The 26,467-nt window shown below is 72.5% G+C and carries 19 protein-coding genes; 13 read left to right on the top strand and 6 right to left on the bottom strand.

Going from position 1 to position 26,467, the window contains the following annotated elements; translation table 11 throughout:
• Nucleotides 1-5: 5 nt before the first annotated feature.
• Nucleotides 6-1,736, top strand: coding sequence for a lipase family protein (locus AC1DXT_RS00830; RefSeq protein WP_477059493.1), 1,731 nt, complete (start codon nt 6-8; stop codon nt 1,734-1,736).
• Nucleotide 1,737: 1 nt separating this feature from the next.
• Here the strand turns inward: AC1DXT_RS00830 and AC1DXT_RS00825 are convergent, their stop codons facing one another.
• Nucleotides 1,738-2,013, bottom strand: coding sequence for a TFIIB-type zinc ribbon-containing protein (locus tag AC1DXT_RS00825; protein WP_477059492.1), 276 nt, complete (start codon nt 2,011-2,013; stop codon nt 1,738-1,740).
• A 172-nt stretch (nt 2,014-2,185) separates the two neighbouring features.
• Here AC1DXT_RS00825 and AC1DXT_RS00820 point away from each other — a divergent pair, with 172 nt between their 5' ends.
• The 5 genes from AC1DXT_RS00820 (at nt 2,186) to AC1DXT_RS00800 (ending at nt 10,487) form a co-directional block, all read left to right on the top strand.
• Nucleotides 2,186-2,884, top strand: coding sequence for a DUF2306 domain-containing protein (locus AC1DXT_RS00820; RefSeq protein ID WP_477059491.1), 699 nt, complete (start codon nt 2,186-2,188; stop codon nt 2,882-2,884).
• Between the two features lie 136 nt (nt 2,885-3,020).
• A complete protein-coding gene (locus AC1DXT_RS00815; protein ID WP_477059490.1) occupies nt 3,021-4,157 on the top strand; it encodes a M48 family metalloprotease in 1,137 nt (378 codons plus the stop codon).
• Nucleotides 4,157-9,214 (top strand): AAA domain-containing protein, encoded by a 5,058-nt coding sequence (locus tag AC1DXT_RS00810; protein ID WP_477059489.1) that lies wholly within the window; start codon nt 4,157-4,159, stop codon nt 9,212-9,214. Before AC1DXT_RS00815 ends, AC1DXT_RS00810 begins: the two co-directional genes overlap by 1 nt.
• Nucleotides 9,207-9,833: an SAM-dependent methyltransferase gene (locus AC1DXT_RS00805; RefSeq protein ID WP_477059488.1), complete on the top strand. Its 627-nt coding sequence runs from the start codon at nt 9,207-9,209 to the stop codon at nt 9,831-9,833. Before AC1DXT_RS00810 ends, AC1DXT_RS00805 begins: the two co-directional genes overlap by 8 nt.
• A gap of 117 nt (nt 9,834-9,950) precedes the next feature.
• Complete coding sequence (locus AC1DXT_RS00800; RefSeq protein WP_477059487.1) at nt 9,951-10,487, top strand: dihydrofolate reductase family protein; 537 nt, start codon at nt 9,951-9,953, stop codon at nt 10,485-10,487.
• Nucleotides 10,488-10,505: 18 nt separating this feature from the next.
• Here AC1DXT_RS00800 and AC1DXT_RS00795 read toward each other — a convergent pair whose 3' ends face one another.
• Entirely contained in the window at nt 10,506-11,855 is a 1,350-nt protein-coding gene (locus AC1DXT_RS00795; protein WP_477059486.1) for a DUF222 domain-containing protein, read from the bottom strand.
• Between the two features lie 589 nt (nt 11,856-12,444).
• Complete coding sequence (locus AC1DXT_RS00790; RefSeq protein WP_477059485.1) at nt 12,445-13,044, bottom strand: sugar O-acetyltransferase; 600 nt, start codon at nt 13,042-13,044, stop codon at nt 12,445-12,447.
• Nucleotides 13,045-13,109: 65 nt separating this feature from the next.
• Between AC1DXT_RS00790 and AC1DXT_RS00785 the strand changes: the two genes are divergently transcribed.
• The 7 genes from AC1DXT_RS00785 to AC1DXT_RS00755 all read left to right on the top strand — a co-directional run bounded on the left by AC1DXT_RS00785 (nt 13,110) and on the right by AC1DXT_RS00755 (nt 23,972).
• Entirely contained in the window at nt 13,110-15,347 is a 2,238-nt protein-coding gene (locus AC1DXT_RS00785) for an exo-beta-d-1,3/1,6-glucosidase (protein ID WP_477059484.1), read from the top strand.
• Between the two features lie 96 nt (nt 15,348-15,443).
• A complete protein-coding gene (locus tag AC1DXT_RS00780) occupies nt 15,444-16,670 on the top strand; it encodes an ROK family transcriptional regulator (protein WP_477059483.1) in 1,227 nt (408 codons plus the stop codon).
• 124 nt (nt 16,671-16,794) lie between these two features.
• Nucleotides 16,795-18,159, top strand: a complete 1,365-nt coding sequence (locus AC1DXT_RS00775; RefSeq protein ID WP_477059482.1) for an extracellular solute-binding protein — start codon at nt 16,795-16,797, stop codon at nt 18,157-18,159.
• The gene (locus tag AC1DXT_RS00770) at nt 18,156-19,091 is read left to right on the top strand and encodes a carbohydrate ABC transporter permease (protein ID WP_477060787.1); all 936 of its coding nucleotides are present in this window, start codon (nt 18,156-18,158) and stop codon (nt 19,089-19,091) included. Before AC1DXT_RS00775 ends, AC1DXT_RS00770 begins: the two co-directional genes overlap by 4 nt.
• Entirely contained in the window at nt 19,092-19,988 is an 897-nt protein-coding gene (locus AC1DXT_RS00765) for a carbohydrate ABC transporter permease (protein ID WP_477059481.1), read from the top strand.
• A 31-nt stretch (nt 19,989-20,019) separates the two neighbouring features.
• Nucleotides 20,020-23,031 (top strand): alpha-mannosidase, encoded by a 3,012-nt coding sequence (locus AC1DXT_RS00760; protein ID WP_477059480.1) that lies wholly within the window; start codon nt 20,020-20,022, stop codon nt 23,029-23,031.
• A gap of 11 nt (nt 23,032-23,042) precedes the next feature.
• Nucleotides 23,043-23,972, top strand: coding sequence for an aldo/keto reductase (locus AC1DXT_RS00755; protein WP_477059479.1), 930 nt, complete (start codon nt 23,043-23,045; stop codon nt 23,970-23,972).
• 62 nt (nt 23,973-24,034) lie between these two features.
• On the opposite strand, the gene AC1DXT_RS00750 is transcribed toward AC1DXT_RS00755, so the two are convergent.
• From AC1DXT_RS00750 to AC1DXT_RS00740, 3 genes are read right to left on the bottom strand one after another with little or no spacing between them, the layout of a single operon-like run.
• Entirely contained in the window at nt 24,035-24,895 is an 861-nt protein-coding gene (locus AC1DXT_RS00750) for a sucrase ferredoxin (RefSeq protein ID WP_477059478.1), read from the bottom strand.
• An 11-nt stretch (nt 24,896-24,906) separates the two neighbouring features.
• The gene (locus AC1DXT_RS00745; protein WP_477059477.1) at nt 24,907-26,148 is read right to left on the bottom strand and encodes a cupin domain-containing protein; all 1,242 of its coding nucleotides are present in this window, start codon (nt 26,146-26,148) and stop codon (nt 24,907-24,909) included.
• Nucleotides 26,148-26,453: a BatC protein gene (locus AC1DXT_RS00740; RefSeq protein ID WP_477059476.1), complete on the bottom strand. Its 306-nt coding sequence runs from the start codon at nt 26,451-26,453 to the stop codon at nt 26,148-26,150. Before AC1DXT_RS00740 ends, AC1DXT_RS00745 begins: the two co-directional genes overlap by 1 nt.
• Between the last annotated feature and the right edge of the window lie 14 nt (nt 26,454-26,467).

Below are 26,467 nucleotides of genomic sequence, written 5' to 3'. Positions count from 1 at the left end.
GGCTCGTGCCGCGCCGCGACGACCACTCGGTGTCACGCCGGCTGCGACTGACCCTCGGGATCGTGGCCGTGCTGATCGGCGCGCTGCTCGCGGTGCGGCCCTTCGCGTCGCTCGCGGTCCTGGTGGTTGTGGTCGTGGTCGGGCTGGTGGTGCTGGGCGTAGACGAGCTGGCGGACGGCGACAAGTGGTCGGTGGTGCGCGGCTCGGTCTCCCTGGGTGCCGCGCTCGCGGTGGTGGTGTGGCCGGGCGTGACGATCCGCGTGCTGGCCCTGGTGGTCGCCGCGGCGCTGATCGTCGACGGCGTGCTCGACCTCGCCCGGTCCCGCGGGCTGCACGGGACGGCCCGCGGCAACGCGGTGGTCGGGGGTGCCACGGCGATCGTGCTCGGTCTGCTGGCGCTCGCGTGGCCGGACGTGACCGTGCTGGTGGTCGCCGTCGTGTTCGCGGTGCGGCTGGTGATCGTCGGCGTGCGCGAGATCGTCGCCGGTGTCCGCGGGCAGGACGCCGACCTCGGCCGGCTGTGGCCGCGCCGGGCGGCTCCCCGCGGTGGCTGGTGGCGGCTGACCGGCTCGGTGCTCGGTGCGCTGGTGGCGCTCGTCCTGGTGCTGACCAGCGTGGTCGTGCAGCGCGGCGTGCCCCGGCCGGACGCGTTCTACGACCCTCCCGACGACGTCCCGTCCGCCCCCGGACAGCTGCTCCGCAGCGAGCCGTTCACCAGCGACGAGATCCCCGCGGACGCCAGGGCGTGGCGGATCCTCTACACGACCACCCGCGGCGAGGGGCGTCCCGCCGTCGCCAGCGGGTTGGTCGTCGCGCCGGAGTCGTCGGCCCCCAGCCCGGTGGTCGCGTGGGCGCACGGCACGACCGGTGTGGCGAGCGGGTGCGCCCCCACGGTGCTGACCGACGGGCTGAGCGCCGGCGCGATGTTCGTGCAGGACGAGGTCCTCGCGCAGGGCTGGGCCATGGTCGCCGCCGACTACACCGGTCTGGGCACCGAGGGGCCGCACCCCTACCTCATCGGGCAGGGCGAGGGGCGCTCGGTGCTCGACGCGGTCCGGGCGGCACACCAGCTCTCCGACGCCGACCTGGCCGACGAGACCGTCGTGTGGGGTCACTCGCAGGGCGGCCACGCGGCCCTGTGGACGGGGATGCTTGCGCCGACCTACGCGCCCGAGCTGCAGATCGACGGGGTCGCCGCCCTGGCGCCCGCGAGCAACCTGCCGGCGCTGGTGGACGTCGTGGAGAACGTGACCGCCGGGGAGCTGTTCGCGTCCTACGTGGTGGAGGGCTACACCGCCGAGTACCCCGACGTGACCTTCGACGACCTGGTCCGGCCGGGGGCGCGGATCATCACGCGCGAGATGGCCCAGCGGTGCCTCGCCGAGCCCGGCGTCCTCGTCTCCGTGCTCACCTCGGTGGCACTGGACCGTCCGATCTGGTCCGGCGACCCCAGCAGCGGGGTGTTCCTGGACCGCCTGGTCCAGAACGTGCCGTCGGGGCGCATCGCGGCGCCGCTGCTCGTGGCTCAGGGGGCCGACGACGCCCTGGTCACGCCGGCCGCCCAGGGCGCCTACGTCGAGGACCGGTGCGCCGCCGGCTACGCGGTCGACTACCGCACCTACGCCGGTCGGGGTCACGTGCCGCTGGTCGAGGCGGACTCCCCGCTCATCGGCGAGCTGATCGCCTGGACGGCCGACCGCTTCGCCGGCGAGCCGGCCGTCGACACGTGCCCCTGAGTCAGTCGAAGAGCTCGCCCAGGAAGCCGCCCGGCTTCTTCTTCTTCTTGTAGTAGTCGTCGCGGTCACCGCGGTACCGGTCGTCCTCGGGGTACCTGCTGGGTGTGGGGGCGGCCTGGCGTGAGCCGTAGAACGCGGCCTCGGCGTCGGTGAGCCTCTCGAGCTCCCCGCGGTCCAGGAAGATCCCCCGGCAGCCGGTGCACTGGTCGATGGTCACGCCGTTGCGCTCGTACGCGCGCATGTCGGATCCGCACTTGGGGCAGACGAGCGGGGTCATGGGGTCTCCGTCCGGATGGGGGCTGTCCAGGGGTGAACGACCGAGGCGGCCGGACGGTTTCCTGTGCCTCGGCCGAAGGGAGGACGACGCCGCGGCCCATCGGCCGATGACCGGCACGCTCGAGGTGGCCAGGCTCGGACCACGACGATCCGCACCTGACGAAGGGGGCCCCGTGCCCAGACACGAGTGGCGCATCCCGGCCGGGCTGATCCTGCTGAGCATCGTCCCGGTGCTGGCCGGATCGATCCGGCTGGCAGAGCTCGCCGGCAACCCGGAGGTCACGCCGGACAACGCGCGGTACCTGGCGCTGCCGATGCCCGTGGTCGTGCACATCGTCGCCGCGAGCGTGTTCTGCCTGCTCGGTGCGTTCCAGTTCCACCCCGGCCTGCGGCGCCGGCGTCCGCGGTGGCACCGGCTGGCCGGTCGCGTGGTCGCCCCCGCCGGGATCGTGGCGGCGCTCGCGGGCGTGTGGATGGCGGTGTTCGCGGAGCTGCCCGCCGGTGACGGTCCCCTGCTCGAGGTGTTCCGCGTGGTGTTCGGCTCCGCGATGGTCGCGTTCCTCGTGCTCGGCGTGCTGGCCATCCGGCGCCGGGACGTCGTCACGCACAGCGCGTGGATGACCCGCGGCTACGCGATCGGCCAGGGCGCCGGCACGCAGGCCGTGCTCTTCATCCCCTGGACCCTCGCCGGGTCGGTCGGCGAGACGAGCCGCGCCCTGATCATGGGCGCGGCCTGGGTGCTCAACCTCGCGGTGGCGGAGTGGATCATCCGGCGCCGGCGTCGTGCGGGCGTCAGCTCCGCGGCGGCGCACCCGGCAGCGGCGGGACGGCCGGTGCCGCTGGGCGTTCCGCGGTACCGAGCGGCACCGTGAACGGTCGCACGTCACCGGTGCGCACCGCGCTCGGTCCGGCCCGGACCCGGCTGACCCTGCTGAACCCGGGGGACGGCGCGGCGAGCCCCTGATCGCGTTATCGTCGCCGGGGCCACGACGACGAGGGAGGTGGCCGGTGACCGACTGGGGACCGCTGCCGTACCACCGCGACGTCGCGGCGCTGCTCGAGCGCGAGAACCCGGTGGCGTTCGGCTCGCTGCGACCGCGGGTCTCGGCGCCCTCCGGCGAGCTGGACCAGCTGCTGCTCCGGCAGACCTACCGGGTGGAACCGGTCGGCCACCCGGAGGTGCACGCGGCCGTCCAGCGCGCCGCGGACGCGCTCGGCGTGACGGTGCCGATCGAGATCTACGTCGACGAGGGCGGCCAGGGCAGCAACGCCGAGCTGGTGTACGTGCCGGACCGGGCGGTGCTGGTGCTCACCGGCGGCACGCTCAACCTCCTCGACTCCGACGAGCTGTGCGCGGTCGCAGGGCACGAGCTCGCCCACCACCTGCTCTGGACCGCGGACGACGGCCGGTACCTGGCGGCGGCCCGCCTGCTGGACGCCGCGGAGTCTGATGCGCGGACGCCCTCGGAGTACCTGGAGACCGCCCGCCGGTTCCGGCTCGCCACGGAGCTGTACGCGGACCGCGGCGGCATGCTGGCATGCGGGTCGCTGACCACGACGGTGAGCGGCCTGGTCAAGATCGTCACGGGGTTGGCCAAGGTCGACTCGGCGGCCTACCTGCGCCAGGCGGCCGAGGTGGACTACAGCGTCCCGAGCGCGGGCACCACCCACCCGGAGACGGTGCTGCGTGCCTGGGCCCTCCAGGAGTGGGCCGAGCGCGGACCCGGCGCGGACGCGGCCGTCGCGGCCGCCCTCGGTCCGCAGCTGGACCTCGGCGCGCTGGACGTCCTCGGGCAGGATCGCCTGGCGGAGGTCACACGGTCGCTCGTGTGGATGCTCGTCGCGGACGACGTGGTGCGCAGCGAGGAGGCGCTCGACCTGGCGCAGCGGTTCGGGGTCGTCGTCGGCGGACCGCCCGCCCTCACGGACACGCCCTCGAACCTGGCCTCCGAGACGCGGACCTACCTGGCGGCCGTGCTGGTGGACTTCGCCACGGCCGACGACGGCGGTGGGGTCGACGACCTCGGTGCGGTGCTCGCGGTCGCCCGGCGGGTGGGCCTCGGCGACGAGGTGCTGCGGCTCTTCACCGACGAGCTCGACCTCGGCGACCGGGCGCTGGCCAAGGTGACGGCGGCGGCGGGCTGATGCGCGCACTGATCGGTCGGGCCGTGGCCCGCGGTGGGCTTCCTCCCGACGACGTCCTCGGCCTGCTGCTGCCGATGTTCCGCACGGTGCAGACGCTGCACGAGACCGGCCGGGTCGCCCCGCTGCGCGGCCTGGGAGCCCTCGCGCAGGTCGACGACGAACCGGTGACCGTCGACGTCACGCAGGCGGGTCCGCCGCAGCGGAACCGCGCGGCCATCGCGGCCGCGGAGGTGTCCGCCGCGGTGGAGGTGGAGCACCGAGGGACCGTCGAGCGGGACCTCTCGGGTGCGGCCGGGGAGACTCGCACCTCCGAGGAGGGCACGGTCCGGATCGTCGCCGGCTGGCAGCGGTGGGAGCACCTGGCCGGCCACCACGACGAGCTCACCGACATCGCGAGCCTGGGCGAGCTGTTCGTCGCTCTGGTGTGCGGCCTGGACCTGGCCGACGAGGCCGACGCGGCCCTGCTGCAGCAGCGCCGGAACAACCTGTTCGCCCTCGCGCCCGCTCTGCACCCGGTGCTGGCCACGGTCGCGAGCTCGATGATCGCGCCCGACCGCCGCCGCCGCGCTCAGGACCTCGCGGACGTGATCACCCGGCTGGAGACCTACCGCGACCAGCCCGAGGACTTCGACCTCGACCGCGTGCTCGGCGCGCGCACCGACCGACGCGCCGCCGTGCTGGAGCACCTGCGCGACCGGCTGTTCGACGCGTCCCGGCGCAACCCGCTGCTGCACTTCCGGCCCACCGGGCGGACCATCAACCTCACCGAGGCGTCGGTGCCGCTGGTGCTCGACGTGCGGCACATCCGGGCGTCGCAGCTGTTCACGTGGGGCGGCCCGGCGTCCGCGCGGCTGGTGGACGGGAAGGCGGTCGACGTCGGCTCGCTCGTGCGCTGGGACGACGCGCCCTACGCCGCGGCCGCGCTGGACGCGATCATCTCGTCGGCGCGTCGCGACCGTGCCGAGTACGGCCGGGACCAGCTGCGCCTGGTCGTCGCGTTCCTGCGCTGGCACGACGTGAAGAACGACCCCGGCACGCCCATCGACTCGCCGCTCGTGCTCGCTCCGGTGACCCTGACCAAGCAGCGCGGCGTGCGCGACGCCTACCGGCTGCAGCTGACCGGCACGCAGGCCGAGGTCAACCCCGTGCTGCGGCACCAGCTGGACGAGCTGTTCGGGCTGCGGCTGCCGGAGACCATCGACCTCGCGTCCGAGGGGGCCGTCGAGGAGCTGCGGGCGAGCATCGAGAAGCAGGCGCGCGCGACGCAGCCGGCGGTCGTCGTCGGGCTCGTCGACAAGCCCCGGATCGAGCTGGTCCGGCACCGGGCGCAGGTGGCGCTGCAGGCCTATCGGCGGCGTCGGCCCAGCACCCGTCCGCTGTTCGGCCGTCGGCAGTACGCGTACTCGTACACGAGGCCCGGCTGGAACCCGCTCGGCGTGCAGATCTTCCAGGACCGCATCCAGCGCCGGCCGATCCCGCTGTCCGTGGAGCTCGGCGACGCACCCGCTCCCCAGCACGTGGTCGAGACGTTCTCGGTGCAGACGCAAGGCGACGACAACCCGTACACGTGGGACGTCGACCTGACCATGGTCACGCTGGCCAACTTCAACTACCGCACGCTCAGCCTGGTCCGCGACTACGACTCGTTGCTGGCCGAGCCGATGCCGAACGAGGCGTTCGACGAGCTGTTCTCGACCGCCCCGCGCGACGTCGCCGAGCACGGCGCGACCATCCCGGTGGCCGACCGGTACCTGGTCGTCCCCGCCGACGCCTCCCAGCTGGGTGCCGTGGCGCTGGCTCGCTCCGGCGACAACTTCGTCATCCAGGGACCGCCCGGCACCGGCAAGTCGCAGACGATCACCAACCTCGTCGCCGACTTCGTCGCGCACGGCAAGCGCGTGCTGTTCGTCTGCCAGAAGCGCGCGGCCCTCGACGTGGTGCACGCGCGGCTGCGGGCGCAGGGCCTCGGCGAGATCTGCACGCTGGTGCACGACAGCCAGGAGGACAAGAAGGAGTTCGTGCACGGCTTGCGCGACACCTACGAGCGCTGGCTGGCCGACGACGAGCCGCTGGACGCCGTCGAGGCCCGGCGGACCGCGCTGATCGACGCGACGACCGCCGCGCTGGCCGAGGTCGGCGCGTACGAGCAGGCGCTCGGCGGGGTGCAGGACGTGCTGGAGCGGCTGATCGCGCTGCGCGGGTTCCGCTGGGGCGACGACCTCACGCCCGCCGAGCAGGCGCTCCTCCCCGAGCCCGCCGACTGGATTCCGGCTCGTCCGCTGGTCGACGCCCTCGTCGCCGCGCTGGCTCGGGCCGGCGCCGCCCCGGTGCTCGCGCGGACCCCCGCCCGCTTGATCGACCCGTCGGTGCTGGACCAGCCGCGCGCCGACGCCGTGGTCGCGCAGCGCGCGCAGGAGGCGGCCGCGGCGGTCGACGCCGTGCTCGCCGTCCTGGACGACGGCGACGAGCTCACCGTGGACGACGCCGACGCGGTCGGCCAGATGCATGCCGTCCTCGCGCCGCTGGTCCAGCGCGACCTCGGCTCGGCAGTCACCCCGCGTACCCCGGCCGCTCGGCGACTCCAGGAGGCCGCGGTTGCGTGGCGCGAGGTCGAGGCGGCGGCGGACGCGGCCGACCGGGCGGCGTCGGGCTGGCGCGAGCCGCTCTCCGCGCCGGACGCGACAGCGGCCGTGGAGATCGCCCGGCGCCGCGAGACCTCGGTCTGGAAGTTCCTCGACGGCGGCTGGCGCCGCGTGCGCAAGCTGGTGGACGCCGGGTTCGACGCAGGCGACCGGCAGGTCCGGCCGACGGCCACTGCTGCCCTGGAGCTCCTGGTCGCACGCTACGAGACGGCAGCCCGGGCCGACGCGCTCTCGCAGGAGCTGGCCCGCGACTGGGGGCACGCCGACCTGGCGGTGCTCTCGGACAGGATCACCGCGATCCGGCGGTACACCGGCGCGCTCGCGGTCTGGCGCACGCGGTTGGCGGACACCGAGCCCGACGACGTCCTGGACCGGCTGCCGGAGCTCGTCGAGACGGTCAGGACGCACCTGGCCGGGCTCGTCGCCGGGGCCGACGACCTGCCGATGAGCGCCCTGCGCGACGAGCTGCGCGGCCTCACGGGCGCCGACGGGCAGGCCCTGGTCCGCGCGGCGGCCGGCACGTTGCGGGACCTCGCGGCGGCGCCGACCGTGCTTCGCGCGCTGCGTCAGCTCGACGCGTCCCCCGACCAGCTGGAGCACGCGGTCGTCGCCGCGTCGATGCGCGAGGCCCGCGCACAGGAGCCCGCGCTCAGCCGGCTCGACGGCGACCGGCTGGCCGACCTGCTGGACCGCGTGGCCGAGCGCGCCCCGGAGCTGCAGCGCGCCAACGCCGACGTCGTCACCGCCCGGCTGCGGGCACAGTTCGTCGACGCCGTCGCGCACTCGCAGCGCAGCGTCAGCGGGATGCAGCTGGAGGACCGCGCGCTCAAGGCGGTGTGGATGGCCGGGCGGCGCGAGCTGGAGCACGAGTTCGGCAAGGTCCGGGCGTACAAGTCGATCCGCTACCTGGCCTCGGCCGACCCTGGGGCCGTCGTCGCGGCGATGCGCCCGGTGTGGTTGATGAGCCCGTCGTCGCTCTCGGACACCCTGCCGCTGGAGACGACCTTCGACGTCGTGATCTTCGACGAGGCCAGCCAGATCCCCGTCGAGGAGGCCGTGCCGGCGCTGTTCCGCGGGGCGCAGGTGATCGTGGTCGGCGACCGGATGCAGCTGCCGCCCTCCCGGTACTTCCAGGTGGGCGCGCCCCCCACGGAGGAGCCCGCGGACGAGGACGACGACAACGCCACGGTGGGTGTCGTCCTCGACTCCGACAGCTTCCTCGCGGTCGGGTCCGTGCGGCTGCCGTCGACCATGCTCACCTGGCACTACCGCAGCCAGTACGAGGCGCTGATCCAGTTCAGCAACGCGGCGTTCTACGAGGGCCGGCTGACCACGATCCCGGACCGCACCCTCACCCACGTCCGCGCGCGGCCCCTGGAGGTGACGGTCGCTTCCTTCTCGCAGGAGGACGTCGTCGCCGCCGTCGACGGTCTGCTGGAGCGGAGCATCACTGCCGTTCGCGTGCTGGACGGCGTCTACACCCAGCGGACCAACCCGCAGGAGGCGGTCTGGATCGCCAACCTGGTCCGCGAGCTGCTGGCGCGCGGCAGCGGTCAGACGCTGGGGATCGTCGCGTTCTCGGAGGCGCAGCAGTCGGAGATCGAGCGGGCGCTGGAGCGGCTGGGCCGCGACGACGCCGAGTTCGCGCGCCTGTACGACGCCGAGCTGACCCGCGAGGAGGACGGCCAGGTGGTCGGGCTGTTCGTGAAGAACCTCGAGAACGTCCAGGGCGACGAGCGCGACGTCATCCTCATGAGCGTCTGCTACGCCGCCGGGCCGGACGGTCGCATGCGCATGAACTTCGGCCCGATCAACAACGCGGGTGGCGAGAAGCGGCTCAACGTCATCTTCAGCCGCGCCCGCCGGCACATGGTCCTGGTCAGCAGCATCGATCACACCGCGATCACCAACGTCTACAACGACGGCGCGAACACCCTGCGCGGCTTCCTGCACTACGCCGACGCGGTCTCCAACGGGGACGCCGCCGCAGCCGCCGGGGTGCTGGCTGGCCTGCGCGAACGCTCGGGGCGCGCGGCGGTCCAGCCCGTCCCGCCGATCGTCGAGCAGATCGCCGACGCCGTCCGCGCGGCCGGTGTCGAGGTCGTCGCCGGCGTCGGGCAGTCCGCGTTCCGCTGCGACCTGGCCCTGCGCCCACACGGCGCTCCTGCCCACACGGTCGGCGTGCTGGTCGACCAGTCCGCCCGGCTCGCCGCGCACTCCCTGGACGAGCGGCGGGTCACGCAGCCGACCGCCCTGCGCTCGGGCGGCTGGCGCGTGGTGCAGGTGCTCGCGACGGAGTGGGAGGCCGACCCGGACGGCGTCGTGCGGCGGCTTGTGGCAGCGGTGGGGTTGCCGGACCGGCAACGTGGCTTGCTGGCGTCGTCGGACGCGGCTGACGATGTCGAGCATGACTGAGCACACGCACGGCGAGCACTACTGGGACGAGCACTACGAGACGATCGACCCCTCGTGGGGCACGCGGCCGAACGCGGTCCTGGTCGACGCTCTTCCCGCCCTGGCCCCGACTCCCGGGCGCGCGGTCGACCTCGGCTGCGGGCACGGCGGCGACGCCCTCTGGCTCGCCTCCCTCGGCTGGCACGTGACCGCGGTCGACGCGGCAGCCGTCGCGCTCGGACGCGTGGCGCAGGCGGCCGCCGACGCAGGCCTGACCGACCACGTCACCGTCGAGCAGCACGACCTGCGGGCATCGATGCCGTCCGGCTCGTTCGACCTGGTGACCGCCACCTACCTCCACGGACCGGAGGAGTTCCCGCGCGCGGAGGTGCTGCACCGAGCCTCCGACCTGGTCGCACAGGGCGGGTTGTTCGTGGTGATCGAGCACGCGTCCGTCGCCCCCTGGTTCTGGGACCAGCACCGGGCCTTCCCGACCGCCGCCGAGTCGCTGGCGTCGTTCGAGCTGGGCGACGGCTGGTCCGTGGAACGGCTGGAAGCCCCCCGGCGGACCGCGACCGGTCCGGACGGTCAGGTCGCCGAGGTTACGGACAATGTCATCGCGGTACGCCGGACGCGCTGACGCTCGGCCGTGACGACCCGACCGCTGCCCTCTGGCGCTGGCTAGGATTCCTGGATCACGGCGAGGGGGGATCCCCGAGCCGTCTCCGCGGCGTCGAGCCCAACCGGAGGTGCCCTCGTGCGGAAGGTCGTCCTGTACGAGCTGTTGTCGCTCGACGGCGTGGCGGAGGATCCCTCGGCGTTCTTCACCACCTGGGACGACGAGCTGGACGCCAACCTCGCCACGGTGATCGCGACGCAGGACACGGTGCTCCTCGGCCGGCGCAGCTACGACGAGTGGGCCGGGTACTGGCCGACCAGCACGGTGCAGCCGTTCGCCGACTTCATCAACGGGGTCACCAAGTACGTCGCCACCTCGACACCGCTCGATCAGGAGTGGGACCACGCGACGGCTGTCGACGGCGACCTGGTCGAGTTCGTGCGCGATCTGAAGGGCCGGCCGGGAGGCGACGTCGGCGTGCACGCCAGCATCTCCGTCGCGCAGACGCTGCTCGCGGCCGGAGTCGTCGACGAGCTCACGCTGGTGGTCGCGCCGACGGTGGCCGGCCGCGGACGACGCCTGCTCGACGGGCTCCCGTCGATCGGGCTCCAGACGATCCGGGCCGTGGCCTCACCGACCGGCCACCTGCTTCTCGACTATCGCGTCACCGGATAGCCAGAGTGCGAGCGCGCCTCAGAAAGGCGGGTCGCCCGAGTCGGCTCGTCGCGATGAAGGTCGCCAGTGCTCGAGAGCCTCGGGCGGGACGAGCACGGGGACCGGATGTCGAGCACTGGTGATCCCGTGCCGGTCGGTCCACCGTGAGACGCCGGTGTCCCTGTCGTAGGTGACCTGCCACCAGCCCTCGGTCTTGGCCTGGTGGTGGTGCTTGCACAACGCGTGCAGGTTCGCCTCGCAGGTCTGCGGATCGTGCAGCTGTTCGTGCGGGCTGCGAGTGAAGTCGTAGGGGATGCGGTGGTCGATCTCGCACCTGGTCGCGGGCTGACGGCAGCCCGGGAACGTGCAGGTCACGTCACGGGCCTGCACGGTGCGGGTCAGGTCGGCGCCGGGCCGGTAGGACTGTGTTCCGACGGAGCACGCCTGTCCGGTGGCGGGGTCGGTGAGGACGCGTCGCCAGGTGGCGTCCTGGGCGAGCTCGCGCGCGAGCTGCGCCGGGATGGGGCCGTAGGAGCCGAGGGAGGCCGGGGCGTCGTCCAGGCCGGCCAGGGTGGTGGCCGCCACGGTGACCTGCAGCGCGACCCGCTGTCCGTGGCGCGTGGGGAGCGCCGTCCCGTCGGGGGTCGCCTGCCGTTCCAGGATCGAGGTAAACACGTCGCTGAACGCGTCGGCGCGGCGTTGGTCGATGGTGCGTTCGTCGCCGTCGATCGCGGCGTGCCCGGCCAGGGCGTCGATCGCGGTGAACGCCGCCGTCGCGTCCGCCGCGGGCAGGTAGGCGACCAGTCGGGCCATCGCGTCCGGCGCCAGCTCCAGGAAGACTCCGCGCCGCGTGCGCTCCACCACCCGACGCTCCTCAGCGACCGTGGGACCGGCGGCGATCAGGGCAGCGCGCACGTGCCGGGTCAGCTGCGGTCCCGTCATCTCCGTGGCCCGGTCGACCGCGTCGCTCACCACCGCGTCGACCGCATGCGCGGACAGAGCCGTCCCGGACCGGTGGATCTCGTCGAGGATCACGTCGACCTTGCGCGCGTCCACCGCCCCGGCCGCCCACGCGTCACCCAGCGCAGGGTGCTGGGCTGTGCCCCACGCCCGCATGAACGTGTTCTCAGCGTGCCGCTTGGTGGACACCAGGACGCACGCGAGCTCGTCCGGGACGTGACGCAGCGCGTCCGGCGTGCGAGCCTCGAGCTCGCGGACCCACACCGCCTGGGCGGCTTGGACCATGTTGAGGACCTGCTGCCACGCGGCTACTCCGTTCACCAACGCCGCCCCCGACACCTCCGCGACCGGCACGGAACCGAGCATCGCGACGAGCGCAGCGACGTCCACCCCGGCCAGCGGGAACTCCTCCACAGCGCCCAGGTCCACTACGCGCGCACCTTCCGGGACGACCGGCGACGCCTCAGGACGTGCACCGCGTCCGGAGTCGGCCCACACCATCGTGGGCGAGGTGGGCGAGGTGGGCGAGGTGGGCGAGGTGGGCAAGGTGGGCGAGGTGGGCGAGGTGGGCGAGGTGGGCGAGGTGGGCAACGTGGACGAAGGACGAGGAGTGCGCCGGGCGTCGCGCGCGGGTGGTTGGACGAGAACCGAGGCTCTCGCGGCAAGGTCGCCAACCGCGCGGCCCTCGAGAACTGCCGTCACCCCGATCACCTCCCACGGCACTTGTCCGATCCGACCCGATATCGAACAAGTGTACGATTCACCACTGACACTCTGCTCGGACCTGTGCACTCAGCGGGGCTGTCGGGTCGCGAAGGGTGCGGGCCAGGTCGAACTGCCCGCTGCCCGGCTCGGCCGATCGCAGCACCCGGCAGCGGCCAGGTCGAACTGCCCGATGCCCGGCACGGCCGATCGCAGCACCCGGCAGCGGCCAGGTCGAAGTGCCCGCTGCCCGACACGGCCGATCGCCGCACCCGGCACGACATCTCGACCGGCACCACGCGCGGCGGGAGAGGTCCTACAACCCGCCGCCCCCCGGCTCGTCGACCGACCGCAGCACCCGGCACGGCACCCCGACCGCCACGACGCGGGCCGGGACGTCGTGCGTGACCACGCTGCCGGCGCCGATCACGCCGCCCGCCCCGATGGTCACCCCGGGCAGGATCACCACGTTCGACCCGATCCACACGTCGTCCTCGATGTGCACGGGCAGCGAGAACTGCCGACCACCGGCGCGATCCTCGGGCACGGTCGGATGGCCGGCGGTCGAGATGGTGACGTTCGGCGCGATCATGACGCGGTCGCCGATCACCACGGAGGCGTCGTCCACGATCACGAGGTTGAAGTTGGCGTAGAAGTGCGACCCGATGTGGATGTGCGAGCCGTACGACACATGGAACGGAGGCTCGATCCACACGCCGTCACCGACCGACCCGAGCAGCTGCTGCAGGAGGGCGGTCCGCAGGTCCGCCTCCCCCGGTCGCGAGTGGTTGAAGTCGTGGGCCAGCTCCTTGCCGGCGACACGCTCCGCCTCGAGCGCCTCCAACCCGGGGCCGTAGTCCACGTACAGCCCGCCGGTGTCCATCACGGCTCGGACGGCGTCGTACTCGTCGGTCATCTCACGCTCCTCTAGGGTGTCCCGCAGACATCATCGTCGAATCGATCCGACCCAGGGACATCCTCATGAACGCGGCCTACCAGGACCCTGCTCTGACCGTCGCGGAGCGCGTCGCCGACCTCGTCGGGCGCATGACGCTCGAGGAGAAGGTCGGGCAGATGATGCAGCTGAACGCCCAGGGCGGTGTCGAGGACCTGGTGCTGAACCTGCACGTCGGCTCGATCCTGCACACGTCCCCCGAGCGGGTGCGCCAGGCGCACGAGCTGACCCCGCAGACCCGGCTGCAGATCCCGCTGCTGATCGCGGAGGACTGCATCCACGGGCACTCGTTCTGGGAGGGCGCGACGATCTTCCCGACGCAGCTCGGCATGGCGGCCAGCTGGGACGCCGACCTGCTGGAGCGTGTGGCGCGGGCGACCGCGGTCGAGGTGGCCGCGACCGGCATCCACTGGACGTTCTCGCCGGTGCTCTGCATCGCGCGGGACCTGCGCTGGGGCCGCGTCAGCGAGACGTTCGGCGAGGACCCGTTCCTCATCGGCGAGCTGGCGTCGGCGATGGTCCGCGGCTACCAGGGCGACGGCCTGTCCGACCCGACCGCGATCCTCGCCACCGCCAAGCACTTCGCCGGGTACTCCGAGACGCAGGGCGGCCGCGACGCCACCGAGGCCGACATCAGCCGCCGCAAGCTGCGCTCCTGGTTCCTGCCCCCGTTCGAGCGCGTGGCCCGCGAGGGCTGCCGGACGTTCATGCTCGGCTACCAGTCGATGGACGGCGTGCCGATCACCATCAACGACTGGCTGCTGGGCGAGGTGCTCCGCGGCGAGTGGGGCTACGAGGGCACCCTCGTCACCGACTGGGACAACGTCGGCCGGATGGTGTGGGAGCAGCACATCCAGCCCGACTACGCGCACGCGTCGGCCGCGGCGGTGCGGGCCGGCAACGACATGGTCATGACCACGCCCGGCTTCTTCGAGGGTGCGCAGGAGGCGGTGCACGAGGGACTTCTCGACGAGGCCGCCCTCGACGCCGCCGTCGGCCGGATCCTCACGCTGAAGTTCGAGCTGGGCCTGTTCGAGGACGCCCGCCACCCGAGCGTCGAGCGGCAGGCTGCGGTCATCGGGTCCGCGGAGCACGCCGAGCTCAACCTCGAGGTCGCCCGCCGGTCGCTCGTCCTGCTGACCAACGACGGAACGCTGCCGCTCTCGGAGGGGACGAGGACCATCGCCGTCGTCGGCCCCAACGCCGACGACCAGCACACCCAGCTCGGCGACTGGGCGGGCGCCTCCGGCCAGGCCGACTGGCTGCCCGACGGCCACCCGCGCGAGATGACGCAGACCGTCCTCGACGGCTTCCGCAACCACGTCCCTGCCGGCTGGACGGTCACGCACGCCCGCGGCGCCGAGATCCTCACGCTCGGCGTCGACCCGGAGGGCGAGTTCTTCCCCGACGGCCAGCCGCGCCCGCAGGTCGTCTTCCCGGCGGCACCCGACGAGGCGCTGATCGCGGAGGCCGTGGCCGCCGCCGAGGACGCCGAGGTCGTCGTCGCGGTGGTCGGCGACCGCATCGAGCTCGTCGGCGAGGGCCGCTCCACGGCCACGCTCGAGCTCGTCGGTGGCCAGGTGGCCCTGCTCGACGCCCTCGCGGCGACCGGGAAGCCGCTGGTCGTCGTCGTGATCGCGAGCAAGCCGCTCGTCCTGCCCCCGAGCGCGATGAACGCGGCCGCGATCGTGTGGGCCGCCAACCCGGGGATGCTCGGCGGGCAGGCGATCGCGGAGCTGGTGCTCGGGCGGATCGAGCCGTCCGGACGCCTGCCCCTCTCGTTCGCCGAGCACGTGGGCCAGCTCCCCGTCTTCTACAACCAGCTGCCCGGCCAGCACGGCAGCCGCTACGCGGACCTCACGCAGCGCGTGCCGTTCGCGTTCGGCGAGGGGTTGTCCTACACGACCGTCGACTACGCGGACCTGCGGGTCCTGGAGCCCGTGCTCGGCGTGGCCGACACCGTGCGGGCGCAGGTCACGCTGCACAACACGGGGGACCGGCCGTCGCGCGAGACCGTGCAGGTCTACGTCCGGGACACGGTGACGTCGGTGACCTGGGCGATCAAGGAGCTCAAGACCTACCGGCAGGTCGACGTGGCGGCTGGCGAGCGGGTGACGGTGGACCTGTCCCTCCCGGTCGCGGACTGCACGCTGGTCGACGCGGGCGGGCGCCGGATCGTCGAGCCCGGGAAGTTCGAGCTGCTCGTCGGCCCGTCGTCGCGCGACGAGGTCCTGCTGCGCGCGGGCTTCCTGGTCACGGCCTGACCTGTGGCCGTGGAGCAGCCGGCACGGGGGAGCCGGACGGGCCGGTGACATGATGTGCCCCGTCGAGCGGATCGACGGACGTGACGGGGGAGGACCATGCGCCGAGGGACGAACCTGCCGCGGATGGCCGGGTTCAACCAGACGGTGATCCTCGACGTGATCCGCCGCGCGGACTCGGGCCTCACCCGCGCGCAGCTGGCCCGGCGGACCGGTCTCTCGGCGCAGACCGTCACCAACGCGACGCGACGGCTGCTCGAGCAGGGCCTCGTCCGCGAAGAGGGCGAGGGCACGCGGCTCGGTCCGGGCCGGCCGGGCACGCTGGTCCACCTGGACGCGCGCGGACGGTACGCGATCGGCGTGCACCTGGACCCCGCGACCATGACGTTCGTCATCCTGGACCTCGCCGGGAACGCGGTGGCCGAGTCGCACCTTCCCGTCCCGCGCCCGGACCAGCCCGATCGCGTGGTGGAGGGGATCGTCGGTGCGATCGAGGCCCTGATCGCCTCCGCCGGCATCGATCGCACCCTCCTGCTCGGTGTCGGCATCGCGAGCCCGGGGCCGATCGACGTCGAGCGGGGCGTCGTGCTCGACCCGCCCCACCTGCCGGGCTGGGACGGTGTCCCGCTGCGCGACGCGGTGCAGGCAGGGACCCAGCTGCCCGTCATCCTCGACAAGGACACCATCGCGGCGGCGTCGGCCCACCTGTGGGACCCGGGCGTGCACAGGTCGAGCGAGTTCGTCTTCTTCTACCTCGGCACGGGCGTGGCGATGTCCCTGGTGATCCGCGACGAGGTGGTGCGCGGCGCCTCCGGCAACGCGGGCGAGGCGGGGCACTTCGTGGTCGACCCGACCGGGCCGCTGTGCGACTGCGGCAAGCGCGGCTGCCTGGGCGCGGTGCTGGGCCTCGAGATCCTGGTGCAGCAGGGCCGCGCGGCCGGCGTCCCGCTGCCCGAGGCCGGCGACGTGGTCGAGCTGGACCAGGCGTTCACCGCCCTGTGCACCGCGGCCGACGCGGGTGATGCCCGGGCCGTCGAGGTGCTGGAGACCGCCGGACGTCGGCTCGGGATGGGCGCGGTGGTGATCACCGACCTGGGCGACCTCGACACGGTGATCGTCGGCGGTCCGCTGTGGTCGCGCATGGAGCGCCACGCGATGCCGGCGCTGGAGAAGCTGGTGGCCAACCACCGCGTGCCCAGCAGCGAGCACTCGGTCGCCGTGCTGGGCTCCCCGCTCGGGTCCCAAGTGGGTGCCGTGGGGGCGGGGCGGCTGGTGCTCAGCCACGCCTTCACCCCGCGGACGTCCGACCTCCTCCTGGGCGCCTGACGCACCGCTCCTGGAGATCCGGACGAACAGGGCTTGTTAATAAGTCGTTTCGCGTTAATAATTGAGCCCGGCGTGCGGCAACGAAGCCCGGCACGCGAGGAAGCACGGGAGCAAGGGAGCATCCATGCGTCTCAAGGCAGCAGTGGCCGCGTCCGGAGTGCTGGCGCTGGCCGCACTCACCGCCTGTTCCGGTGGTGGCGGCGGCGCTGACGGCGATGGCACAGCCGGGGCCTCCACCGTCACGGTGGCGTACCAGAAGACCACCGCCTTCCACCAGCTCGACGACATGCTTCAGCAGGCCAGGACCCAGTTCGAGGACGCCAACCCGGGCATCACGATCGACCTGCAGCCCATCGAGGCGGAGCAGGACCAGTACTTCACCAAGCTCGCGCTGATGAACGGGTCGCCGGAGACGGCACCCGACGTGATCTACGAGGACACGTTCCAGATCCGCTCCGACGCGGCCGCCGGCTACCTCCTGCCGATCGACGACTACCTGGCCGACTGGGAGGACTGGGACCAGTTCTTCGAGAACGCCAAGCAGGCCGGCCTGGGCGACGACGGCAAGACGTACGGCGTCTCCATGGGCACCGACACGCGCGGCATCTACTTCAACAAGACGATCTTCGAGCAGGCCGGTCTGCCGGCGGACTGGCAGCCGGAGAGCTGGGACGACATCCTCACGGCCGCACGGGCCGTCAAGGAGAAGGTCCCGGACGTCATCCCGCTGAACATCTACGCCGGCAAGGCGGCCGGCGAGGCCACCACCATGCAGGGCTTCGAGATGCTCCTGTACGGCACCGAGGACACCCTCTACGACACCGACTCGAGCAAGTGGGTCCTGGGATCGCAGGGGTTCACCGACTCGCTCGAGTTCCTCGACACCGTGTACGGCGAGGGCCTGGCTCCGAGCCTGGACATCGCCCTCGACGCCGCTGTCGGCAACCGCGTCAGCACCGAGCTGCTCCCCCAGGGCAAGCTCGCGATGGCGGTCGACGGCTCGTGGATGCCGGGTGGCTGGATCTCCGGGGAGAACGCCTGGCCCGAGTGGGAGCAGACGATGGGGATGGCCAAGATGCCGACGCAGGACGGCGGCGGTCCCGGCTTCACCTCCATGTCCGGCGGCTGGACCCTCGCGGTCGGCGCGAACGCCGAGGACCCGCAGGCGGCGTTCGACTTCATCACCACGGCGCTGAACAAGGAGAACACCTTCAAGTACGACACGGAGAACAGCCAGATCGCCGTGCGCAAGGACGTCGCCGAGGACCCGGAGTACGTCGCCTACAACCCGTCGTTCGAGTTCTTCTCCGCGCTCGTCGACGTGACGCACTTCCGTCCGGCCACCCCGGACTACTCGCAGATCTCGTCGAACATCCAGGTGGCCGCGGAAGCGATGGCCACCCAGCAGCAGTCGCCGGAGGACGCGGCCAAGGCCTATGACGCCGCCGTGACAGGGATCGTCGGCGACGACAACACGACGACCGACTGACCGTGGCGGACCTCGCCATCGAGGCGGGTCGCGGCCGGGGGACCTCCGCCCCCCGGTCGCGGCCCCGCCGGGCCGCCCTGACCCGGGTCCTGCCGCTGGTACCGGCCATCGCTCTGCTGCTCCTCTTCCTGGCCGGTCCGATCGTCTACTCCCTGTACGGCTCGCTGACCAACACCGCCCTGACCGGCTACAAGGCGGCGAACCCCGACTTCATCGGCCTGGACAACTACGCCAACCTGTTCTCCAGCCCCGAGTTCTGGAAGTCCGTCTGGCTCACCGTGCTGTTCGTCGGTGCGTCCGCCGTGATCGGCCAGAACGTGCTGGGGATGCTGCTCGCTCTGCTCATGCGGTCGTCGGTCAAGCCGCTGCGGTCGATCGTCGGCGGGTTGGTCGTCACCGCCTGGGTGCTGCCGGAGATCGTCGCGGCGTTCGCGCTCTACGCGTTCTTCTCCACCGACGGCACGCTCAACACGATCCTCGGCCGGGTCGGGCTCGAGGGCACCACCTGGCTCATCACGTTCCCGATGTTCGCGGTGATCATGGCGAACATCTGGCGCGGCACGGCCTTCTCGATGATGGTCTACAACGCCGCGCTGTCCGAGGTGCCGCCCGAGATCACCGAGGCCGCCGAGATCGACGGGGCCGGCCCGTTCCAGCGCTTCTTCCGCATCACGCTGCCGATGATCCGCCGGTCCATCTCCACCAACCTCATGCTCACCACGCTGCAGACCCTCGGCGTCTTCACGCTGATCTGGGTCATGACCGGTGGTGGCCCGGGGACGGCGAGCTCGACGCTGCCGGTGCTCGCGTACCAGCAGGCGTTCAAGTTCTCCCAGGTCGGCTACGGCACGGCGATCGCCACCGTGACGCTGGCCGTCGGTGCGATCTTCTCGATCGTCTACATCAAGGCGCTGAAGCCGGAGGTGGACTGAATGTCCGTCGTGGACCTGCCTGTCAGCACGCCGGTCGTGCCGCCCACCCGCAAGGAGCGCACCGCGCTCGCCTCCCCGCGCGGCCGGACCTCGCGGTGGGTGTCGTCGGTGATCCTCGGGCTCATCGGCGTGACCTTCCTGGTCCCCCTCGCGTGGATCGTCCTGGCCTCGCTCAACCCCGCCGCGACGGTGGGTGTCACGTGGCCGGGCAACCCGACGTTCGACAACTTCTCGTCGGTGTTCACGTGGGAGCAGACGCTGCTGCCGCTGTGGAACTCGACCGTGATCTCGATGGGCACGGCCGTCATCACGGTGGTCGTCTCGGTGCTCGCGGCGTACCCGCTGTCGCGCTACCAGATGCGGTTCCGCAAGTCGTTCCTCTACGGGATCCTCTTCGCCACCTGCCTGCCCATCACGGCGATGATGGTGCCGGTCTACGCGCTCTTCGTGAACCTGCACCTGCTCGACTCGGTGCCCGGGACCATCTTCTTCATGGCGGCGACGTCGCTGCCCATGGCGATCTGGATGACGAAGAACTTCATGGACTCGGTGCCGATCTCCCTCGAGGAGGCGGCCTGGGTGGACGGCGCGAGCGCGATGACGGCGCTGCTGCGGATCGTCCTGCCGCTCATGCGACCCGGGCTGGCCGTCGTGTTCATCTTCGTGTTCACGATGGCGTGGGGGAACTTCTTCGTCCCCTTCGTGCTCCTGTACAGCCCGGAGAACCAACCGGCCGCCGTCGCGATCTTCGACTTCTTCGGCACGTACGGCTCCGTCGCCTACGGCAAGCTCGCGGCCTTCTCGATCCTGTACGCCACCCCCGTCCTGGCTCTCTACCTGCTGGTCCAGCGGTTCTCCGGCGGCTCGTTCGCCATGGCCGGCGCCGTCAAGGGCTGACGCCCCCAACCGTTTTCGACGAAGGAGCACGATGCACGGCAACCCCCTGCTCGCCGAGGCGCGCATCGACCGGTTCGTGGCCGACCAGATCGTCCCGGCGGTCTATCGCGCCCGGATCCCCCTCGACCTGACTGCGTGGTCGGCTCCCGGCGAGCCGGTGCCGTTCCGGGAGGCGATCAGCCAGGAGTACGCGCCGGTCGCGCCGGGCCTCGCGTGGGGCGCACCGTGGAGCACCACCTGGTTCCACGTGACCGGTGAGGTGCCCGAGGGGTGGTCCGGCGAGGGCACCGCGGTCGAGCTGGTGATCGACCTCGGGTTCTCTCGGTCGAACCCGGGGTTCCAGGCCGAGGGGCTCGTGTGGCGGCCGGACGGGACGACGGTCAAGGGCGTCTCACCGATGAACCAGGCGGTGCCGTGGGCCGGCGACGGGCAGATCGACGTGTTCGTCGAAGCGGCCGGCAACCCGAACATCGCCAGCAACTTCGGGTTCGTGCCGACGCCGTACGGGGAGCTGGCCACGGCGGGCGGCGAGCCGCAGTACGTGCTGCGGTGCGTCGACGTCGCGCTGCGGGACGTCGCGGTCTGGGAGCTGCTGCAGGACCTCACGGCGCTGATCGGGCTGATGAAGGCGCTGCCGGTGGACTCGACCCGACGGGCGAGCATCCGGTTCGGGCTCGAGGACCTGCTCGACACGGTCGATCCCGACGACGTCCCGGGGTCCGCGGGCGCCGCCCGCAAGTCGCTGCGCCCGCTGCTCGACGCACCGGCCTCGGCCAGCGCGCACCACGCCTACGCGGTCGGGCACGCCCACATCGACTCGGCCTGGCTGTGGCCGGTGCGCGAGACCGTGCGCAAGTGCGCCCGCACGTTCTCCAACGTCATCGCGCTGATGGACGCCGACCCGGACTTCGTGTTCGCGTGCTCGTCGGCCCAGCAGTACGCCTGGATGAAGGAGTTCTACCCGGAGCTCTTCGCCCGCATCAAGGAGAAGGTGGCGGCCGGACAGTTCGTGCCCGTCGGCGGCATGTGGGTCGAGTCCGACACCAACATGCCCGGCGGCGAGGCGATGGCCCGGCAGATGGTGGCGGGCAAGCGGTTCTTCCTGGAGGAGTTCGGCGTCGAGACGCAGGACGTCTGGCTGCCCGACTCGTTCGGCTACTCCGGGGCGCTCCCGCAGATCGTCCGGTCGGCGGGGTCGCGCTGGTTCCTGTCGCAGAAGCTGTCCTGGAACGACACCGACCGGATGCCGCACCACACGTTCACGTGGGAGGGCATCGACGGGTCCCGGGTGCTCACGCACTTCCCGCCGGTCGACACGTACAACTCCGACCTGTCCGCGGTCGAGCTGCTGCACACCGAGCGGAACTTTGCGGAGAAGGGCGTCGCCGGCTCCTCGATCGTCCCGTTCGGCTGGGGTGACGGCGGAGGGGGCCCGACGCGCGAGATGGTCGCGTCGGCCCGCCGGTTCGCCTCGCTCGAGGGTGCTCCGACGGTCGAGCTGGGCAGCCCGAACACGTTCTTCGCGCGCGCGGAGGCCGAGCTGGCGCAGCCGTCGGTGTGGACCGGGGAGATGTACCTCGAGTTCCACCGCGGCACGTACACCTCGCAGGCGCGCACCAAGCAGGGCAACCGGCGCAGCGAGCACCTGCTGCGCGAGGCCGAGCTGTGGGCGGCGACGGCCGCCGTCCAGCAGGGGGCCGAGTACCCGTACGACCGGCTCGAGCGGCTCTGGCGCACCACGCTGCTGCACCAGTTCCACGACATCCTGCCGGGCAGCTCGATCGGCTGGGTGCACCGCCAGGCGGAGGAGACGTACGCCGCGATCGGGGAGGAGCTCGAGGGCCTCATCGCCGACGCCGCGTCTGCCGTCGTCGGCGACGGCGACCTGGCTCTGCTGCTCAACGCCGCACCGCACGCCCGGTCCGGGGTGCACGCGCTCGGGGCGGGTCCGGTGGAGGTCGCAGGCGGTGACCCGGTCGTCCTCGTGCGTTCCGAGGACGGCACGATCGCGCTCCGCAACGGCCTGGTCGACGTCCACCTCACGGCCGGCGGGCAGATCGACTCGCTGCGCGACCTGGTGGCGGACCGCGAGGTGATCCCGGCCGGCGCGCTCGCCAACCTGCTGCAGCTGCACCGCGACGCCCCGGCGCAGTGGGACGCCTGGGACATCGACAAGGAGTACCGCCGGGTGGGCACGGACCTGCTCGACGCCGACAGCCGCGAGGTGGTCTCCGAGACCGCCGACACCGTCGTGGTGCGCACCACGCGCTCGTTCGGCTCGTCGCACCTGGTGCAGGACATCACCCTGCGGCGGGGCAGCGCGGCGGTCGAGATCGTCACGGACGTCGACTGGCACGAGCGGCAGAAGCTGCTCAAGCTCGCGTTCCCGCTCGACGTACTGGCGGACCGGTCGGCGGCCGAGACCCAGTTCGGGCACGTCTACCGCCCGACGCACACCAACACGTCGTGGGACGCGGCCCGGTTCGAGATCTGCGCGCATCGCTGGGTCCACGTCGGCGAGACGGGCTACGGCGTCGCGATCGCCAACGACTCCACCTACGGCCACGACATCACGCGCCGACCGGGCGGCTCCGGGACGACCGTGCGGCTCTCGCTGCTGAGGGCCCCGCTGTTCCCGGATCCCGAGGCGGACCAGGGGCGCCACCGGCTCACCACCGTCCTGCACCCGGGTGCCGCGATCGCGGACGCCGTCCAGGACGGCTACCGCACCAACCTGCACGAACGAGTGGTGCGGGGCGCCCACGCCGCCGACCCTCTGGTCACCGTGTCGAACCCGGCCGTCGTGGTCGAGTCGGTCAAGCTGGCCGAGGACCGCAGCGGTGACGTCGTCGTGCGGCTGTACGAGTCGCTGGGCGGGAAGGCGCGTGCAACGCTCGTGCCCGGGTTCCCGGTGTCGGGCGCCCGGCCGGTCGACCTGCTGGAACGCGACGTCGACGCCCCCGGGGTCACCGCGACCGACGACGCTGTCGAGCTCGAGCTGCGCCCGTTCCAGCTGGTCACGCTGCGCCTGCCGAGAGCATGAGAGGACCTGCCGTGAAGACCTTCACCCTGCCCGGCACGGACATCGTCGTCCCCAACGTGGTGCTCGGCCTGATGCGCATCACCGAGAAGTCCGACGAGGAGATCCGCACGCTGGTCGCCGCCGGCCGCGACGCCGGGATCACGATGATCGACCACGCGGACGTCTACGGCGGGGCGATGCACGTCTGCGAGCGGCGGTTCGCGGAGGCGATGCGCCTGACGCCGGCCGACCGCGCGGAGCTCGTCATCCAGTCCAAGTGCGGGATCGTGCCGCCCGACGGGTTCGACTTCTCCTACGAGCACATCATCGAGTCCGTCGACGGGTCGCTGGCCGCGCTGGGCACCGACTACCTCGACATCCTGCTGCTGCACCGCCCGGACGCGCTGGTGGAGCCGGAGGAGGTGGCGCGGGCGTTCGACGAGCTCGAGGCGGCCGGCAAGGTGCGCGCGTTCGGCGTCTCCAACCAGACGCCCGGACAGATCGATCTGCTGAAGAAGCACGTGCGGCAGCCGATCGTGGCCAACCAGCTGCAGCTGTCGATCACGCACTCGTCGATCATCGCGAGGGGCGTCGCGGCGAACATGCAGGCCGAGGACCAGTCGATCGACCGCGACGGCGGCATCCTCGACTACTGCCGCCTGCACGACATCACCATCCAGGCGTGGTCCCCGTTCCAGGCCGGCTTCTTCACCGGTGTCTTCCTCGGCTCGCCCGACTACCCGGAGCTCAACGCGGTGATCGACCGGCTGGCCGGCCAGTACGACGTCCCGCCGATCGCGATCGCCACCGCCTGGATCACCCGGCACCCGGCGCAGATGCAGGTGGTGCTCGGGACCACGAGCMCCGACCGCGTCACCGGTGCGGCCCAGGGGTCGGACCTCCCGCTGACGCGCCCGGAGTGGTACGAGCTCTTCCGGGCGGCCGGCTACATCGTCCCGTAGGTCGCTCGCGTGACGACTCTGTTCCGCCGAGCGCAACAAAGTCTTCACGCGGCGCGGGCGTTCTAGCGCTCGATCCGCCCGAGTGCCCATTGCCGCACGGGCAGGGCCTGGGTCGCCGCGCAAGTGGAGAGCAAAGGTGCCGACGAGGTCTCGACGAGCGTCACGGTCACCGGACCGCCCGCGGTGCCCAGTCGCACGGACCAGCCGTCGTCCGTGCGCTCCTCGTGCAGCGGCGGGTACGCGTCGAGCCTGTCGTCGCCGAGGGAGGCCCGCGCGAAGTGCTGCGCGGCCTGGACCGGGTGCGAGGACGAGCTGCGTCCGCGCAGGAACGCCGGGACGACCCGGCCGTCGAGGTAGGCGTCGGCCACCGCGACCGCGTCGCCGTCATCGACCCAGCCGTAGTACAGGCCGTGCGGGAGCAAGACCATCGTGCCGGCGAACCGGTCGCCGCCCAGGTGCGAGCACTCCCAGGTCTCCTCGGGGTACTCCGCCGCCAGGCGCGCCGCGACGCTGCGACCGCGGACGGCGCAGCACTGGTCGTGCCGGCCGTGGGCACAGACGGCGAAGACCGGGCGGTCGCTGAGTGAGCCCGCCGACCCGTCCAGCGGCACGTCGAGCAGGTCGCGGGGCGTGTCCACCCACCCCCAGCGCACGGACTCCTTGCCCGGCCGCGAGTCGACGAGCGCCCAGCGGGTGCCGTCCTGAGCGGCTCGCCTGCCCGGGCGGCGGATGGCCAGCGGCCGGATGCCGGCGCCCTCGATCCGGTGCACGAGCGCGCGGCCGAGGTCGTGGTCGAACGGCGGGTCGAGCAGGGCGTGCCGACCCCAGCCCGCCTGGTTCTCGACCAGGAACCACCGGTCGCCGTGCGAGCCGGTCGCGACGAGCGAGTCCTGGCGTGCGCGGGCGCCGTCGCTGCAGGGCACCCACCCCTCGGTCACTCCGACGTCACCACCACACCCTCGCGCAGCAGGCGCCGGACGACGACGAGCGCACTGGCCAGGTCGAGGCCGGGCAGGGCTCCGACGGCGACCACGTCACCGGCATGCAGGACCCGGATCGCCGCTGCGGCTTCGACCGGGAGGGACAGGACGGTGCCGCGGGCGGTGATCCGGACGCGGTTGCCCGCGGTCTCGACGCGGCCGCCCAGGGACGGCCGCCACCGGACGCGCGTCGCCTCGGTGAGGCCGGTGATCGCGGAGAGGGTGGCCAGCGGAGCGACGGGCTCGGGACGGGTGTCCCGGCCGAACCGGGCGCCGAGCGATCGCGCGGAGAGCTCCGCGGGGTCGGCGGTGGCCGTGAGCACGCGGACCAGGTCGGCGACGGTCTCCTCGACGATCGGCCGGAGCTGGTCGGGGTCGGACACGTCGATCCCCAGCGGCAGCGACGCGCGCAGCGACCCGGTGTCCCCGACGACGCTGAGCAGGGTGTCGACGACGTCGGCGCGCGTGTAGGCGGCCATGCCGACGGTCAGGTGGATGGACGTGTCGCCCAGCGCGGTCGCGGAGTGGATCCAGCCGCGGGGGAGGTAGAGGGCGTCGCCGGGTCGCAGGACCTGGTCGATGACCGGCTCGCCGCGGCCGGCGTCGGCGACCGCGGTGCGGTGCTCGGTCCACACCTGGTTCTTCAGGGGATCGGGGTGCACGGGTGCGTGGATGACCCAGTGCTTCTCGCCGGACACCTGCAGGACGAACACGTCGTGGGTGTCGTAGTGCGGCGAGAACCCCTGCGAGGAGGGCGGCGTGACGTAGGCGTTGACCTGCGCGGGATGCCCGAGCTCCTCGACCAGCCGCCGTGTGAAGTCCACCAGCGGCGGCCACATCCGGTGTAGACCCTGCAGCACGATCGTCGCGCCCGCGGCGAGCTCGGCCAGCACCTTGTCGCTCGACACCTGGTCGGACACCTCGGCGCCGAACCCGCCCGAGGACGTGAACCGGTCGGGAGCGAGCACGCTGCCCTCGTGGGCGAGCCTTACGAACGGCGTCCGCAGACCGCGCCGGCCGACCAGCTCGTCGACGGCCGCGGGGGAGAACAGGTCCGCGAAGTCGTCGTTCGCCGCCGACAGCAGGGGCGCGCGACCCCAGTGGTCGCGGGCGAACTGCTCCGTCGGCACGTTGATGCAGCGCGAGAGCGCGGACCGGAGGACCGGTCCGCGCTCCACCAGGGCGTCGTGCGGCACTACGCCGAGCCGTCCGCCCCGCCGTCGTGCCCGCCGGGGTTGGCGCCGCCGTCAGCGACACCTTCGCCGGCCGACCCGTCCGCGCCGCCGTCGTGCCCGCCGGGGTTCGCGCCGCCGTCGGCCACACCTTCGCCGGCCGACCCGTCCGCGCCGCCGTCGTGCCCGCCGGGGTTCGCGCCGCCGTCCGCCACGCCCTCGCCTGCGGGCGCCGGCTCGCTGGTGATGTCGTCGTCGTTGATGCTCATGGACACTCCCTCGTTCTCGCAGCCGTGCAGCGACGTCGCCGCCTCGGCGAGCGTATCCACGCCGCGCCGACGAC

The sequence above is a fragment of the Cellulomonas sp. P1_G12_2 genome (assembly GCF_056405535.1).
Note: the sequence above shows the minus strand (reverse complement) of the source record. Positions and strands in the feature narration are given on the sequence as shown.

Coding starts and splice junctions, on each gene's coding strand:
- AC1DXT_RS00760 (WP_477059480.1), top strand. CDS start 20,020: ATGCACGGCAACCCCCTGCTCGCCGAGGCGCGCATCGACCGGTTCGTG.
- AC1DXT_RS00805 (WP_477059488.1), top strand. CDS start 9,207: ATGACTGAGCACACGCACGGCGAGCACTACTGGGACGAGCACTACGAG.
- AC1DXT_RS00785 (WP_477059484.1), top strand. CDS start 13,110: ATGAACGCGGCCTACCAGGACCCTGCTCTGACCGTCGCGGAGCGCGTC.
- AC1DXT_RS00810 (WP_477059489.1), top strand. CDS start 4,157: ATGCGCGCACTGATCGGTCGGGCCGTGGCCCGCGGTGGGCTTCCTCCC.
- AC1DXT_RS00825 (WP_477059492.1), bottom strand. CDS start 2,013: ATGACCCCGCTCGTCTGCCCCAAGTGCGGATCCGACATGCGCGCGTAC.
- AC1DXT_RS00775 (WP_477059482.1), top strand. CDS start 16,795: ATGCGTCTCAAGGCAGCAGTGGCCGCGTCCGGAGTGCTGGCGCTGGCC.
- AC1DXT_RS00780 (WP_477059483.1), top strand. CDS start 15,444: ATGCGCCGAGGGACGAACCTGCCGCGGATGGCCGGGTTCAACCAGACG.
- AC1DXT_RS00765 (WP_477059481.1), top strand. CDS start 19,092: ATGTCCGTCGTGGACCTGCCTGTCAGCACGCCGGTCGTGCCGCCCACC.
- AC1DXT_RS00790 (WP_477059485.1), bottom strand. CDS start 13,044: ATGACCGACGAGTACGACGCCGTCCGAGCCGTGATGGACACCGGCGGG.